Origin of the sequence: Streptomyces sp. ACA25, assembly GCF_028200735.1 — a bacterium.
GTDB lineage: Bacteria > Actinomycetota > Actinomycetes > Streptomycetales > Streptomycetaceae > Streptomyces.
Window position 1 is genome coordinate 42,095 of sequence record NZ_JAQKPV010000006.1, and the last position, 15,579, is coordinate 57,673.

Consider the following 15,579-nt stretch of genomic DNA (forward strand, 5'->3'; position numbering starts at 1 on the left):
GAAGGCACAGTGGACCAGCTTACCAGTGGTGAGCGTCGCCCTCCCCATCGGGGAGTCGGGCGCCGCGCATGGGAGCATGGGACCGACGTATCGATACGAGCCATCCACCCGACAGGATCTTGCGTGCCCGCGACCCTTTCGAACGCGCCGGAGCCGAGCCGCACCGACCCGGCAGTGATCCGGAATTTCTGCATCATCGCGCACATCGACCACGGCAAGTCGACACTTGCCGACCGCATGCTTCAGCTCACCGGAGTGGTCGAGCAACGACAGATGCGCGCCCAGTACCTCGATCGCATGGACATCGAGCGGGAACGCGGCATCACGATCAAGTCGCAGGCCGTGCGCATGCCCTGGGACCAGTCAGGCACCTCGCACATCCTGAACATGATCGACACCCCCGGTCACGTGGACTTCACCTACGAGGTCTCCCGGTCCCTGGCCGCCTGCGAGGGCTGTGTGCTGCTCGTCGACGCGGCGCAGGGCATCGAGGCACAGACGCTCGCCAACCTCTATCTCGCGATGGAGAACGAGCTCACCATCATCCCGGTGCTCAACAAGATCGACCTGCCGGCGGCCCAGCCGGAGAAGTTCGCCGCCGAACTGGCACACCTGATCGGCTGCGACCCCTCGGAGGTCCTGAAGGTCTCCGCCAAGACCGGCGAGGGCGTGGAGGAGTTGCTGGACGAGGTCGTCCGGCAGGTCCCGCCGCCGGTCGGGAAGGCCGACGCACCGGCCCGCGCCATGATCTTCGACTCGGTGTACGACTCCTACCGTGGCGTCGTGACCTACGTGAAGGTGGTCGACGGCAAGCTCGGCAAACGTGAGCGCATCCAGATGATGTCCACCGGTGCCACCCACGAGCTGCTGGAGATCGGGGCCAGCTGCCCGGAGATGACCCCCTCCGACGGGCTGGCCGTCGGCGAGGTCGGCTATCTGATCACCGGGGTGAAGGACGTCCGCCAGTCCAAGGTGGGGGACACCATCACCTCGCTGAAGCACGGTGCCACCGAGGCACTGGGCGGCTACAAGGACCCCAGGCCCATGGTGTTCTCCGGGCTCTATCCCCTGGACGGCTCGGACTACCCGGACCTGCGGGACGCCCTGGACAAGCTCCTCCTCAACGACGCAGCGCTGGTCTACGAGCCGGAGACCTCCGCGGCCCTGGGCTTCGGCTTCCGGGTCGGCTTCCTCGGCCTCCTGCACCTGGAGGTCGTCCGGGAGCGGCTGGAGCGGGAGTTCAACCTCGATCTCATCGCCACCGCACCGAACGTCGTCTACAACGTGACGATGGAGGACGGCACCGAGCACGTCGTCACCAACCCCAGCGAGTTCCCCACCGGCAAGATCGACGAAGTGCGTGAGCCGGTGGTACGGGCCACGCTGCTCGCCCCCAGCGAGTTCATCGGCGCGATCATGGAGCTGTGCCAGAACCGCCGCGGCTCCCTGCAGGGCATGGACTACCTGTCCGAGGAACGCGTGGAGCTGCGCTACACGCTGCCCCTGGCGGAAATCGTCTTCGACTTCTTCGACGTCCTGAAGTCCAAGACCCGCGGCTACGCCTCGCTCGACTACGAGCCGACCGGCGAACAGGCCGACGACCTGGTGAAGGTCGACATCCTGCTGCACGGCGACCAGGTGGACGCCTTCTCCGCCATCGTGCACAAGGACAAGGCCTACGCCTACGGCGTCCGCATGGCCGGCAAGCTGCGCGACCTGATCCCGCGGCAGCAGTTCGAGGTGCCCATCCAGGCTGCCATCGGTGCCCGCGTCATTGCCCGGGAGACGGTCCGGGCCATCCGTAAGGATGTGCTGTCCAAGTGCTACGGCGGCGACATCTCCCGTAAGCGGAAGCTCCTGGAGAAGCAGAAGGAGGGCAAGAAGCGGATGAAGGTCGTGGGGCGCGTAGAGGTCCCCCAGGAGGCGTTCATCGCAGCCCTGTCCTCCGATGCGGAGGTCAAGGACAGCAAGAGCAAGAAATAGCCCCTGTACGTCTGCACAGCCCGGGCTGTGCAGACGTACCGCTCGGCGGGTGTACCGGCCATTCCCCCGAACGGGCCCCCCGGGGGAATCCGTTCCGCCCGGCGTTTCCCCCGGTCGGGGGAATGCTCGGAGGGGCGATTCCGCTGCCCCGGGGTGCCCCGCCGACCTGGGCGGACCCGTCCGGAAGGGCCCTGGCGGGCTGCGCTCCGGGCACAGCCTCATATCGACCCAGCTTCGGACCCTTTCCTGGGCGGCTCCCGCCCTCTAGTCTGAGCGCTCCACTCGAGAGTTACTCGTGAGTCACCCCCGTGTGCAGTGCGGGACCCGGAGGAAGTCGTGAGCGATATGCAGAGCCAGATCGAGAACCGTCCGCCGTCCGTGGCGCATCTCTTTCTGGATCGGGTCGAGGCCACCCCCGACAAGGAGGCGTATCGATACCCGGTGCCGTCCGCCGCGGGCGGGCCCGACGACTGGCGCACTTACAGCTGGCGGGAAGTCGCGGAACGGGTGTACGCGATCGCGGCGGGGCTGATGTCGCTGGGCGTGCGGCCCGAGGACCGGGTCGCCATCGCCTCCATGACCCGGGTCGACTGGATTCTGGCGGACTTCGGCATCCTGTGCGCCGGTGGTGCCACCACCACGGTGTACCCGCAGACCAACGCCGAGGAGACGGCGTACATCCTGAAGGACTCCGGCAGCCGGGTGCTGTTCGCCGAGGACGCCGCCCAGCTGGCCAAGGCCCGGGCGCGCCGCGCGGAGCTGCCCGACCTCGCCCACGTGGTCGTGATGGAGGCCGAGGACGCGGTAGCCGAGGACGGGGACCCCGACGGCTGGGTGCTCTCGCTGGCCGACCTCGCCGAGAAGGGCGGGGCCTACCTGAAGCAGCACCCGGACAGTGTCAAGGACGCTGTCGCGGCGCTGCGGTCCGACCAGCTCGCCACGCTCATCTACACCTCGGGCACCACCGGGCGTCCCAAGGGCGTGCGGCTGCAGCACGACTGCTGGTCGTACCTGGGGCACGCCATGTCGGCGATCGACCTGGTGCAGGAGGACGACCTCCAGTACCTGTGGCTGCCGCTCGCCCACGTGTTCGGTAAGGCGCTGCTCGCTGGGCAGGTGAAGATCGGGCACCCCACCGCCGTGGACGGCCGGGTCGACAAGATCATCGAGAACCTGCCGGTGGTCCAGCCGACCTTCATGGCCTCCGTGCCGCGCATCTTCGAGAAGGTCTACAACGGCGCGGCGAACAAGGCCAAGGAAGCGGGCGGCGCCAAGTACAAGATCTTCCTGTGGGCCGCCGAGGTGGCCAAGGAGTACGGCCGGGTCACCCAGGAGAACCAGCGCCGCACCGGCACCCGCACCGCGCCGTTCGGGCTGCGGGTCAAGCACGGGATCGCCGACAAGCTGGTCTACAGCAAGCTGCGGGAGCGGTTCGGCGGCCGGATGCGCGGCTGCGTCTCCGGTTCGGCGGCGCTGTCCCCGGAGATCGGGTTCTTCTTCGCCGGCGCGGGCATCCACGTCCTGGAGGGCTACGGTCTCACCGAGACCAGCGCCGCCAACTTCGTCAACCCGTCGGACGCCTACCGGACCGGCACGGTCGGCAAGGCGATGCCCGGTCTGGAAGTACGCGTCGCCGAGGACGGCGAGATCCTCCTGCGCGGCCCGAGCGTGATGGAGGGCTACCACGGGCTCCCGGAGAAGACCGCAGAGGTGCTGGAGCCCGACGGCTGGTTCCACACCGGCGACATCGGTGAGCTGTCGGAGGACGGCTATCTGCGCATCACCGACCGCAAGAAGGACCTGTTCAAGACCTCCGGTGGCAAGTACATCGCCCCGACGGAGATCGAGGGCCGGTTCAAGGCCGTCTGCCCGTTCGTGTCGAACATCCTGGTGATCGGCGCCGACCGGAACTTCTGCTCCGCGCTCATCGCCCTGGACGAGATCGCGATCATGGCCTGGGCCGACGAGAACGGTCTCGGCGGCAAGAGCTACGAGGAGGTTGTGGGCGACGAGCGGACCCGTGAGCTGATCGACGGCTTCGTCCAGCGGGCCAACAGCGACCTGCAGCGCTGGCAGACGATCAAGCAGTTCCGGCTGCTGCCCCGGGACCTCGACGTCGAGCACGGCGAGCTGACCCCGAGCCTGAAGCTGAAGCGGCCGGTCGTGGAGAAGCAGTACCAGCACCTGGTCGAGGAGATGTACACCTCCTGACCCGGCGGCCGTGGTGACCCGGTGCCCCGGCGGTACGCCGCCGGGGCCGGGGCATCCCGGCCCGGGCCGCACGGGAGGCGCCCCGGTGGGACCCGGTCAGTCCACCAGGTCCCGGGCCACCGCGTCCGCCAGCAGCCGGCCCTCCAGAGTGAGGGCGGCCCGCCCACGGCGGTGCGCGTCGGTCCGCAGCAGCCCGGCTTCCCGGGCCCGCTCCGCGGCGCGCAGACCGGCCGGGGCGAGGAGCGACAGCTCACAGCCCTCCGTCAGCCGCAGCTCCAGCAGGATCCGCTCCACCCGGCGGTCTTCGGGGGAGAGGATCTCGCGTCCGGCGCCCGGGGAGCGGCCCTCCGCCAGCGCCTGCGCGTAGGCGCCGGGATGCTTGACGTTCCACCAGCGCACGCCGCCGACATGGCTGTGGGCCCCCGGTCCGGCTCCCCACCAGTCCGCACCGGTCCAGTACAGCTCGTTGTGCCGGCAGCGGCCGGCAGCCGAGGAAGCCCAGTTCGACACCTCGTACCAGTGGAACCCGGCCGCGGTGAGCGCCTCCTCGGCGATCAGGTAACGATCGGCGTGCACATCGTCGTCCGTCATCTCCACCTCACCGCGCCGTACCTGCTGGGCGAGCCGGGTGCCGTCCTCCACGATGAGGGAGTAGGCCGAGACGTGGTCGGCACCGGTGCCGAGCGCCGCCTCCAGGGAGGCCCGCCAGTCGTCGTCGGTCTCGCCCGGGGTGCCGTAGATCAGGTCCAGGTTCACGTGCGCGAAGCCCGCTTCCCGGGCCTGCGCCACCCGCAGCTCGGGACTGCCCGGGGCATGGGTGCGCTCCAGCACCCGCAGCACGTGCGGGCGGGCACTCTGCATGCCGAAGGAGACCCGGTTGAAGCCGGCCGCGCGGAGCTCGCCGAGGGAGCGCGGGCCGACCGAGTCCGGGTTCGCCTCGGTGGTGATCTCCGCGTCGGCGGTGAGGCCGAACTCCGTGCGCACCGCCGCGAGCATCCGGCCGAGATCGGCGGCCGGCAGCAGGGTGGGGGTGCCGCCGCCGACGAACACCGTCGACACCGGGCGCGGGTCGTCCCCCAGCACCTTGCGGGCCAGCCGCACTTCGTCGGTGAGCAGGCCGGCGTAGTTCTCCCGGGAGGCTGCCGCGCCCCCCGAGCCCCGCAGCTCGCTCGCCGTGTACGTGTTGAAGTCGCAGTACCCGCAGCGGGTGGCGCAGTACGGGACGTGCAGGTAGAAGGCGAGCGGGCGGTGCGCGGCGCCGTCGAGGGCCGTGGACGGCAGGGAGCCGTCCTCGGGGACGGGATCGCCGTCGGGGAGTGCGGAGGGCATGGGAACCATTGTCCTACGGATGCCGCCGGTACCTACCCGGCAGCCGGTGCCGGGCGCGGTGATCAGGTCACCCCGGCGGGCCGGCCGGGCCTCCGACGGTGACGTGGTCGATCAGGTGCTCCACCGGTCCGAGCAGGTCCGGCTGCAGATCGCGGTAGCTGTGCACGCAGCCGAGGATGCGCTGCCAGGCAGCACCGGTGCGGTCGGGCCAGCCCAGCGCCCGGCAGACGCCCGTCTTCCAGTCCTGCCCGCGGGGGACCTGCGGCCAGCCCTGGATACCGACGGAGGAGGGCTTCACCGCCTCCCAGATGTCGATGTACGTGTGACCGACCACCAGGACGTCCGGGCCGGTTACCCGCTCGGCGATGCGGGACTCCTTGGAGCCGGGTACCAGGTGGTCGACAAGCACCCCGAGCCGGGCGTCCGGCCGGGGAGCGAAGGCCCGCACGATGTCCGGCAGGTCGTCGATGCCCTCCAGGTACTCGACGACGACACCCTCGATGCGCAGGTCGTCCCCCCAGACCTTCTCGACCAGCTCCGCGTCGTGTTTGCCCTCGACATAGATCCGGCCCGCGCGGGCCACCCTGGCACGGGCCCCGGGCACGGCCACCGAGCCGGACGCGGTGCGGGCGGGGCGGCCCGGCTGCCGGGACCGGGGGAGGGGGCGGACGAGGGTGACGGGCTTGCCCTCCAGCAGAAAGCCGCGCGGCTCCATCGGGAAGACCCGGTGCTTGCCGAAGCGGTCCTCCAGGGTGACGGTGGGCCCCTGAGCGGTCTTCTCACAGCGCACCACCGCACCGCAGAAACCGGTGGCCACCTCCTCCACCACCAGGTCCGGCTCGGCCGGAACCTCCGGGGCGGAGGTCCGCTTCTTCCAGGGCGGGGTCAGATCGGGGCCGTACTGTCTGCTGCGCACCCGGCAGAGGATATGAAGAAATCCCCTCGTGTCACGTCGCCACGCCGTACCGGCCGGCCAGCATGTCCCGCTGCGCCCGGACGAACGCCGCGTCCACCACGGCGCCGTGGCCGGGGACGTAGCGGGCGTGCTCGCCGCCGAGGGCGAGCAGCCGGTCCAGGGCGCCCGGCCACCAGGCGGGCTGGGCGTCGGGCCCGGCCTGTGGCTCTCCGGACTCCTCCACCAGATCGCCGCAGAACACGACGTCCGGCCCTTCCCGCCCGCCCGGCACCAGCACGACGAGGTCGTGCGCGGTGTGGCCGGGACCGACATTCGCCACGACGGCCGTCCGGCCGCCCAGGTCCACCAGCATGTCGCCGGACACCTCGTGCTGCGGCCGGTGCAGGACGTCGGCCGCCTCCTCGCTCTCCGCACGGCCGGCGCCGTGCCGGACGGCGTCCTCCGTCAGCGTCTCCCGTACGCCGTGATCCAGGAGTTCGCCGAAGCCGGCCGCCGCGTACATCTCGGTGCCGGCGAAGGCGCCGCTGCCCAGCGCGTGGTCGAAGTGCGGATGGGTGATCACGACGTGGCTCACCGGCTGCCCGAACCGGCCGGTCAGCTCCCGGCGGAGCTCCGCACCGGTGCGCAGCGAGGCTCCGGTGTCCACGACGAGGAGCCCGTGGTGCCCGGCCACCGCTCCGACCGTCTCGTCCCACCCCGGCAGCCGTCGTCGGACGACTCCCGGCGCAAGCTCTTCCCAGGTGCTCTCCATACTGAGACGTTAGTCCCCTGGGCCGGAGAGCGGGATCCGTACCGACGACGTGCCTTACCCCGCCTTGCTACCCGGCCGTACACTGGAGCAGGATTGCTGGCACTCGCCGATCGGGAGTGCCAGGAGACGAGCCGGAAGCGACGGCCGGACGGGAGGTGCGCGGGTGCTGAGCGAACGCAGGCTCGAGGTCTTGCGGGCGATCGTCCAGGACTACGTGGGCACCCAGGAGCCGGTGGGCTCCAAGGCACTCACCGAGCGCCACAACCTTCAGGTGTCCCCTGCCACGGTGCGCAACGACATGGCCGCGCTGGAGGAGGACGGGTACATCGCCCAGCCGCACACCAGCGCCGGGCGGGTGCCGACGGACAAGGGCTACCGGCTCTTCGTCGACAAGCTGGCCGGTGTCAAGCCGCTGTCCTCGCCGGAACGCCGGGCCATCCAGAACTTTCTGGGCGGGGCGGTCGACCTCGACGACGTGGTCGGGCGCACCGTCCGGCTGCTGGCGCAGCTGACCCGGCAGGTCGCGGTCGTGCAGTACCCCTCGCTGACCCGGTCCACGGTGCGGCATGTGGAGCTGCTTTCCCTGGCCCCGGCCCGGCTGATGCTGGTGCTGATCACGGACACCGGCCGCGTCGAGCAGCGGATGATCGACTGCCCGGTGCCGTTCGGAGATGCTTCCGTCGCCGACCTGCGGGCCCGGCTGAACAGCCGGATCGCGGGCCGGCGCTTCGCCGAGGTGCCGCAGCTGGTGGAGAATCTGGCCGATGCCTTCGAGGGGGACGAGCGCGGCACGGTGCGTACCGTGCTGTCCACGCTGCTGGAGACCCTGGTCGAGGAGACCGAGGAGCGCTTGATGATCGGCGGTACCGCCAACCTCACGCGTTTCGGCCACGACTTCCCGCTCACCATCCGCCCCGTGCTGGAGGCGCTGGAGGAGCAGGTGGTGCTGCTGAAGTTGCTGGGAGAGGCGACGGACTCGGGCATGACCGTCCGCATCGGGCATGAGAATGCCCATGAGGGCCTGACGTCCACATCGGTTGTCGCCGTCGGCTACGGTTCAGGTGACGAGGCGGTCGCGAAGCTCGGTGTGGTCGGACCGACCAGGATGGACTACCCCGGAACGATGGGAGCGGTACGCGCGGTGGCACGGTACGTCGGACAGATCCTCGCGGAGAAATAAGTGGCGACGGACTATTATTCCGTCCTGGGCGTGCAGCGCGACGCATCGCAGGACGAGATCAAGAAGGCCTTCCGCAGGCTGGCGCGGGAGCTGCACCCGGACATCAATCCGGATCCGAAGACCCAGGAGCGGTTCAAGGAGATCAACACCGCTTACGAGGTGCTCTCCGATCCGCAGAAGAAGCAGATGTACGACCTCGGCGGCGACCCGATGGGCGGGGCGGCCGGTGCGGGTGCCGGGTTCGGCGGTGGTTTCGGGAACTTCTCCGACATCATGGACGCCTTCTTCGGGACCGCCTCGCAGCGCGGCCCGAAGTCGCGCACCCGGCGCGGTCAGGATGCCCTGATCCGGCTCGACATCGAGCTCAGCGAGGCGGCCTTCGGCACCACGAAGGAGATCCAGGTCGACACCGCCACCGTGTGCAACTCGTGCAACGGTGAGGGGGCGGCGCCCGGTACCTCCGCGCAGACGTGTGACATGTGCCGCGGCCGGGGAGAGGTCTCCCAGGTCACCCGCTCGTTCCTGGGGCAGGTCATGACCTCGCGGCCGTGTCCGCAGTGCCAGGGGTTCGGCACCGTGGTGCCGACTCCGTGCCCCGACTGCGCCGGTGACGGCCGGGTCCGCTCCCGGCGGAACCTGACCGTGAAGATTCCGGCGGGTGTCGACAACGGCACCCGGATCCAGCTGGCGGGCGAGGGGGAGGTCGGCCCCGGTGGCGGCCCGGCCGGCGACCTCTACGTGGAGATCCGGGAGACCCCGCACTCGACGTTCCAGCGGCGCGGTGACGACCTGCACTGCACGGTCACCGTGCCGATGACGGCCGCCGCGCTGGGCACCAAGGTGCCGCTGGACACCCTGGACGGAGTCGAGGAGATCGACATCAGGCCCGGGACCCAGTCCGGCCAGTCGATCCCGCTGCACGGCCGAGGCGTCACCCACCTGCGCGGCAACGGCCGCGGGGACCTGGTCGTGCACGTCGAGGTGCAGACGCCGAGCAAGCTGGACGCGGAGCAGGAGGAGCTCATGCGCAAGCTGGCCGAGCTGCGCGGCGAGGAAGGGCCGATGGGTCAGTTCCAGCCGGGCCAGCAAGGGCTGTTCTCGCGCCTGAAGGACGCGTTCAACGGCCGGTGACCGTACACCTGGTGGCTGCCGCGCCGTTCGGGGGGCAGCGGTGACCGCACCGGTCTTCGTGCATGCCGGGGTGGCCGGCTTCCGGGCCGGCGGGCAGTACTGGCTCGACGGGCCGGAAGGCCGGCACGCGGTGACCGTGAAGCGGCTGCGGGCCGGTGAGGCGGTGGTGCTCACCGACGGTGCGGGCAGCGGCGCGGACGGCACGGTGGCGGACAGCGCGGGCAAGGACCGGCTGCTGGTCGAGGTCAGCGCCGTCCGGCACGAACCGCCGGCCCGTCCCTCTCTCACGGTGGTCCAGGCCCTCCCCAAGGGGGACCGCGGTGAGTTGGCCGTGGAGCTGATGACCGAGACCGGAGTGGACGTCGTGGTGCCCTGGGACGCAGCCCGCTGCGTCACCCGCTGGAAGGGTGAGCGACGCGCGAAGGCGCTGGCGAAGTGGCGGACCACCGCCCGTGAGGCCGGCAAGCAGTCCCGGCGGCTGCGCTTCCCCGAGGTCACCGGGCAGGCGAGCACCGGCGAGGTGTGCGAGCTGCTGGCGGGTGCGGCGTTCGCCGCGGTGCTGCACGAGGCGGGCAGCACCCCGCTGGCCACCGCCGAGCTGCCCCGGGAGGGCGGGATCGTCCTGGTGGTCGGCCCCGAGGGCGGGGTGTCCGAGGAAGAGCTGGCCGCTTTCGCCGAGGCTGGGGCCCGGCCGTACCGGCTGGGCCCCAGCGTGCTGCGGACCTCGACGGCGGGGACGGCCGGTGCGGCCGTCCTGCTGGCCCGCACCGGCCGCTGGGGCCGGTGACACTTCGGCCGGGGTCGCGGGGGCGAACCCTGGCCGAGGCGGCGCTGTCCGGCCGGCCTGGCCCCGGTCAGCGCCGCATGCCGCCGTCCGGTGGCGCGGTCTCCACGCCCGGCGGTTCCGGCTCGTCCGGGTGCCGTCGCAGCATGACGATGGCCGCGGCGAGACCGCCCCAGACAATGGTGATGGCGATGATCATCATGATCACTGCGCCTCCCGACATCAGCGGCTCCTTCCCTCACTGGTACCGGACTTCCCTGCGACGCCCGGGTCGTTGCCCCGCTTCCGGGGGAGCAGAGCGAGGAGGATGCCGAGCACCAGAGCGCCGATGGCGACGCCCCATCCCGCGTACAGCAGGAACGAGGTCGGGTATTCCTCGTAGTTCTCGGTGAGCTCCGTCCACAGGCTGTCGATCATCATCCAGCCCAGCACGAGCGGGGTGATGATCGCCAGGCACAGCCGCCACCACTTGCCGAGCATGACCGCGGAGGTGGCGTCGGCGTTCTCCTGCAGGGACGGCAGCCGTCGCAGGATCCAGGAGATGGTGATGACGATGACCAGGGCGGCCAGGGCGATGCCGTACTGGTTGATGAAGTGGTCGGCCGCGTCCAGGAAGTACAGCCCGCCGTCGGTGGAGAACAGCAGGACGGACACCAGGCCGACCGCGCCGCCGACCCCCAGCACGGTCGGGAGCCGGCCCAGCCCGGTGCGGTCCTGCACCGAGGAGACGACCACCTGCACGATGCTGATCAGCGAGGACAACCCGGCGACCACCAGCGAGCTGAAGAACAGCACACCGAAGAAGGTGCCGAGCGGCATCTCGGAGATGATCTGCGGGAAGGCGATGAACGCCAGGCCCAGCCCGGAGGTCGCGACCTCGTCGACGGCGATGTCCGCCTGCAGTGCCATGAAGCCCAGCGTCGCGAAGACGCCGATGCCCGCCAGGATCTCGAAGGAGCTGTTGGCGAAACCGGCGACCAGGGCGGAGCCGGTCAGGTCGGCGCGGCGGCGCAGATACGAGGCGTAGGTGATCATGATGCCGAAGCCGATGGACAGCGAGAAGAAGATCTGCCCGTAGGCCGCCACCCAGACACTGCCGACGGTGAGCGCGTCCCAGTCCGGCCGGAAGAAGGCGTCGAGGCCGATGTCCGCGCCCTCCAGGGTCAGCGCACGCACCACCAGGATCAGGAAGAACAGGACCAGCAGAGGGATGAAGATCTTGTTCGCCCGTTCGATGCCGCGCCGGACGCCGAACACCAGAATCGCCAGCACCACCAGCCATACCGCGATCAGCGGCCAGGCCACCCCCGGCACGAAAGCGGTGACCGTCCCGGGCTCGTCGGAGAGCTGCAGGAAGTCCTCGAAGAGGAAGGTGTCCGGGTCGTCGCCCCAGGTCTGCCCGACGGAGAACCCGACATAGCGCACCGCCCAGGCGAGAATGACGGCGTAATAGGTGGCGATGACGAAGCAGATGACGACCTGCCACCAGCCGATGAACTCGGCCGGCCGGGCCAGCTGACGGAAGGCGGCCGGCGGTGAGGCGCGGTACTTGCGGCCGACCGTGTACTCGAGAATGAGCAGGGGAATGCCCGCGGTCAGCAGGGCGATGAGATACGGCAGGAGAAACGCGCCACCGCCGTTCTCGTAGGTGATGGCCGGGAAGCGCCAGATGTTGCCAAGACCGATGGCGGACCCGATCGCGGCCAGCAGGAAGCCTGCTCTGGTGGCCCACTGTTCTCGGGGCAGTGTCCACCGATCTTGGGGCAAGTGGGACATGGGCGGAGTCCTTTATCGTCCACTGTATGGCTTTTGCACGGTAGCAGTGGAACCCCGTGACGGCCTTTCAGGCGCGTCGGAACGGGTAAGGGCTGCCTCGCCGGGAACCCGCCGGCCCGCCAGCACGGACCGGCCGGAGAACAGCCCCGCGGACCCGGAATGTGCGGCGGGCCCGGCGCACCGGGAGGCAACCCCTGCGGGGAATGGCCTTCCGCCAACCCTGCCCGGCTCCTAGGGTTCCTGGAGTGAAACGACCTTCCTATCTTCGATTCCCGCACGTACAGGGTGACCTGATCACTTTCACCGCCGAGGACGACGTCTGGGTTGCGCAGCTGGACGGGGGCCGGGCCTGGCGGGTCAGCGCCGACCGCGCCCCGGTCAGCCACCCGCGGCTCTCCCCGGACGGCACCCAGGTGGCCTGGGGCTCCACCCGCGACGGAGCACCGGAGGTGCACGTGGCCCCGGTGGACGGCGGGTCCGCCCGCCGGCTGACGTACTGGGGCAACGGCGAGACCGGCGTGCGCGGCTGGCTTCCGGCCGGCCCCGGAGGCGGCGACCCGGAGGTGCTGGCGATCAGCCCGCACGGGCAGCCGTCGCCGCGCGACACCTGGGCGCATGCGGTGCCGCTGGACGGCGGACCCGCCCGCCTCCTCCCGTACGGCCCCGTCAGCAGCGCAGCCCACGGCCCCGAGGAAGCCGTCCTGCTGCTGTCCGCGGGGCAGAGCCGTGGCCGGGACGCGGCCCGCTGGAAGCGATACCGCGGCGGCACCGCGGGCAAGCTGTGGATCGACCGCACGGGTGACGGCACGTTCACCCGGGTGCACACCGGCCTCGACGGCAACCTGGAATGCCCGATGTGGGTCCAGGACCGTATCGCCTTCCTCTCCGACCACGAGGGCACCGGCGCGGTGTACTCCTCGCTGCCCGACGGCTCCGATCTGCGCCGGCACAGCCCACTGGGCGGCGGATACGCACGGCAGGCCACCACCGACGGCGAACGCGTCGTCCACACCTGCCGCGGCGAGCTGTGGATCCTGGACAGCCTGGCCGACGACCAGCCGCGGCGGCTCGACATCCGGGTGCCCGGGCCGCGCACCGACCGGCAGCCGCGGCCGGTGCCGGCCGCTGACCGGCTGGGCGCGGCGGTCCCCGACCACACCGGACGCGGCAGCGCGGTGGAGACCCGCGGAACACTGCACTGGGTCACCCACCGGGACGGCCCGGCACGTACCCTGTCCGCCGATCCCGGGGTGCGGATCAGGCTCCCCAGGGTGTTCCGCACCGACGGCGTCGACCAGGTGCTGTGGGTCACCGATGCGCGTGGCGACGACGCCCTCTCCCTCCGCACCGTGACCCCCGCCCCCGGTGAACCCGCCCCGCGCCTGATCGCGGCCGGGCAGCTGGGCCGGGTGCACGACCTTCAGGTCTCACCCGACGGCCGCTGGGCAGCCGTCGCCTCGCACGACGGCCGGGTCCTGCTGGTGCGGCTGGCCGGAGGGGAGCTGCACGAGCTGGACCGCAGCGAGTTCGGTGATGCCGACGGCCTGACCTTTTCCCCGGACTCCCGCTGGCTCGCCTGGTCGCATCCGGGCACCCGCCCCCTGCGCCAGCTCCGGATCGCCGACCTGGAGACCCGGACCGTCACCGATGCCACACCGCTGCGCTTCCAGGACTTCTCGCCCGCCTTCACCAGGGACGGGAAGCACCTGGCGTTCCTCTCGGAGCGGACCTTCGACCCCGTCTACGACGTCCACGTCTTCGACCTGTCCTTCCCCGCGGCCTGCCGTCCGTACCTGCTGACGCTGGCGGCGGAGACCCCCTCCCCGTTCGGGCCCCAGCTGCTCGGCAGGCCGGTGGACGGTGAGCCGGGCGGCGACAGCGCCGAGGGGGCCGCAGGCGGGAAGAGCGGCGGCAACGGTGAGAAGCCCGCCCCGGTGACCCGGGTGGACCGAGAAGGTCTGGGCGACCGCATCGTGCCGTTCCCGGTCGATGCCGGCCGCTACAGCGGCCTGCGTTCCTACGCCGACGGGGTGCTCTGGCTGCACCACCCGGTGAGCGGAAGCCTCGGCAGCTCCGTCGCCGCCCCCGGTGAGGGCGGTGTGAGCACCTCGCTGGAGCGTTACGACCTGGTCCGGCTCCGGGCGGGCACGCCGGCCAAGAAGGCCCACGACTACGCGGTCACGGGAGACGGCAAACAGATTCTGCTGCGGGCCGATGACACCCTGCGGCTGGTGCCCGCCGACGCCGACAAGCCCGGCGAGCACGACGAGCGCACCGTCACCGTCGACCTGTCCCGCATCCGGCTCACCGTCGACCCCACGGCCGAATGGCAGCAGATGTACGCCGAGCTGGGCCGGCTGATGCGGGACAACTTCTGGCGGGCCGACCTGGGCGGCGTGGACTGGGACGGGGTGCTGGAGAGCTACCGTCCGGTCCTGGACCGGGTGGCCACCCACGACGACCTGACGGATCTGTTCTGGGAGGTGCACGGGGAGCTGGGCACCTCGCACGCCTACATCATGCCCCCGGGCGGCGGCGGCTCCGCGGACCGGCGGCAGGGGCTGCTCGGGGCCGACCTGTCCCGCCACAAGGACGGTCACTGGCGTGTCGACCGGATACTGCCCTCGGAGACGTCGGACCCGGAGGCCCGCTCACCCCTGGCCGCTCCCGGCGTCGCGATCCGGCCCGGGGACGCGATCGTGGCGGTGGACGGCGACCCCGTGGACCCGGTCACCGGCCCGGCACCGCTGCTGGCGGGCGCGGCCGACAAGCCCGTCGAGCTGACGGTGCTGCCGGCCGCCGGGGACACCCCCCGGCACGTGGTCGTCGTGCCGCTGGACGACGAGGAGCAGCTGCGCTACCACGCGTGGGTCGCGGAACGCCGGGAGGTCGTGCACGAGCGGTCCGGCGGGCGGCTCGGTTACCTGCACATCCCGGACATGGTCAGCAGCGGCTGGGCGCAGCTGCACCGTGATCTGCGGACCGAGGTGGCCCGGGAGGGCCTGGTGGTCGACGTGCGCGGGAACCGCGGCGGGCACACCTCGCAGCTGGTTCTGGAGAAGCTGACGCGCCGCATCATCGGCTGGGACCTGATCCGGGGGGAGCGGCCGGAGAGCTATCCGTCGGACGCACCGCGCGGGCCGATCGTGGCGCTCGCCAACGAGTTCTCCGGCTCCGACGGGGACATGGTCACCGCGGCGATCAGGACGCTGGGCATCGGCCCGGTGGTCGGCACCCGCACCTGGGGCGGCGTCATCGGCATCGACATGCGGTACGAGCTGGTCGACGGTACCGGCGTCACCCAGCCCAAGTTCGCGATCTGGCTGAAGAACTTCGGCTGGGACGTGGAGAACTACGGTGTGGAGCCGGACGTGGAGGTGCCGATCGCGCCGCAGGACTGGGCCGCGGGACGGGACCCGCAGCTGGACGAGGCGGTCCGGCTCGCCATCGAGGCGCTGACGGCCACCCCGGCCGTCACCCCTCCCGGGCTGCCCCCGCTGTAACGGCTGCCCGGCAGT

General features: G+C 71.1%; 11 protein-coding genes. 6 read left to right on the forward strand and 5 right to left on the reverse strand.

The genetic code is table 11. The annotated features are described in order from the left end of the window. Positions 1-123: 123 nt before the first annotated feature. Positions 124-1,983: a translation elongation factor 4 gene (gene lepA / locus PJ985_RS11620; RefSeq protein WP_271683594.1), complete on the forward strand. Its 1,860-nt coding sequence runs from the start codon at positions 124-126 to the stop codon at positions 1,981-1,983. A 336-nt stretch (positions 1,984-2,319) separates the two neighbouring features. Next, positions 2,320-4,194: an AMP-dependent synthetase/ligase gene (locus PJ985_RS11625; protein ID WP_271683595.1), complete on the forward strand. Its 1,875-nt coding sequence runs from the start codon at positions 2,320-2,322 to the stop codon at positions 4,192-4,194. A gap of 96 nt (positions 4,195-4,290) precedes the next feature. On the opposite strand, the gene hemW is transcribed toward PJ985_RS11625, so the two are convergent. The 3 genes from hemW to PJ985_RS11640 all read right to left on the reverse strand — a co-directional run bounded on the left by hemW (position 4,291) and on the right by PJ985_RS11640 (position 7,190). After that, entirely contained in the window at positions 4,291-5,523 is a 1,233-nt protein-coding gene (hemW, locus tag PJ985_RS11630; protein WP_271683596.1) for a radical SAM family heme chaperone HemW, read from the reverse strand. A gap of 67 nt (positions 5,524-5,590) precedes the next feature. Beyond that, entirely contained in the window at positions 5,591-6,439 is an 849-nt protein-coding gene (locus PJ985_RS11635) for a DUF3097 domain-containing protein (RefSeq protein ID WP_271683597.1), read from the reverse strand. Positions 6,440-6,470: 31 nt separating this feature from the next. Next, a complete protein-coding gene (locus PJ985_RS11640) occupies positions 6,471-7,190 on the reverse strand; it encodes an MBL fold metallo-hydrolase (protein ID WP_271683598.1) in 720 nt (239 codons plus the stop codon). Positions 7,191-7,353: 163 nt separating this feature from the next. On the opposite strand from PJ985_RS11640, the gene hrcA reads away from it, so the two are divergent. Genes hrcA through PJ985_RS11655 form a run of 3 tightly spaced genes read left to right on the forward strand, consistent with a single transcriptional unit; the run spans position 7,354 to position 10,288 of the window. Beyond that, positions 7,354-8,370: a heat-inducible transcriptional repressor HrcA gene (gene hrcA / locus PJ985_RS11645; RefSeq protein ID WP_271683599.1), complete on the forward strand. Its 1,017-nt coding sequence runs from the start codon at positions 7,354-7,356 to the stop codon at positions 8,368-8,370. Beyond that, on the forward strand, positions 8,371-9,501 hold the full coding sequence (dnaJ, locus tag PJ985_RS11650) for a molecular chaperone DnaJ (protein ID WP_271683600.1): 1,131 nt from the start codon (positions 8,371-8,373) through the stop codon (positions 9,499-9,501). It abuts the gene before it with no gap. 40 nt (positions 9,502-9,541) lie between these two features. Continuing rightward, complete coding sequence (locus PJ985_RS11655; RefSeq protein WP_271683601.1) at positions 9,542-10,288, forward strand: 16S rRNA (uracil(1498)-N(3))-methyltransferase; 747 nt, start codon at positions 9,542-9,544, stop codon at positions 10,286-10,288. A gap of 67 nt (positions 10,289-10,355) precedes the next feature. Here PJ985_RS11655 and PJ985_RS11660 read toward each other — a convergent pair whose 3' ends face one another. Together PJ985_RS11660 and PJ985_RS11665 are read right to left on the reverse strand one after the other, a co-directional pair. After that, complete coding sequence (locus PJ985_RS11660) at positions 10,356-10,508, reverse strand: methionine/alanine import family NSS transporter small subunit (RefSeq protein ID WP_271683602.1); 153 nt, start codon at positions 10,506-10,508, stop codon at positions 10,356-10,358. After that, positions 10,508-12,061: a sodium-dependent transporter gene (locus PJ985_RS11665; RefSeq protein ID WP_271683603.1), complete on the reverse strand. Its 1,554-nt coding sequence runs from the start codon at positions 12,059-12,061 to the stop codon at positions 10,508-10,510. Before PJ985_RS11665 ends, PJ985_RS11660 begins: the two co-directional genes overlap by 1 nt. A 203-nt stretch (positions 12,062-12,264) precedes the next feature. Between PJ985_RS11665 and PJ985_RS11670 the strand changes: the two genes are divergently transcribed. Beyond that, positions 12,265-15,564, forward strand: coding sequence for a S41 family peptidase (locus tag PJ985_RS11670; protein WP_443033467.1), 3,300 nt, complete (start codon positions 12,265-12,267; stop codon positions 15,562-15,564). The last annotated feature ends 15 nt before the right edge of the window (positions 15,565-15,579 follow it).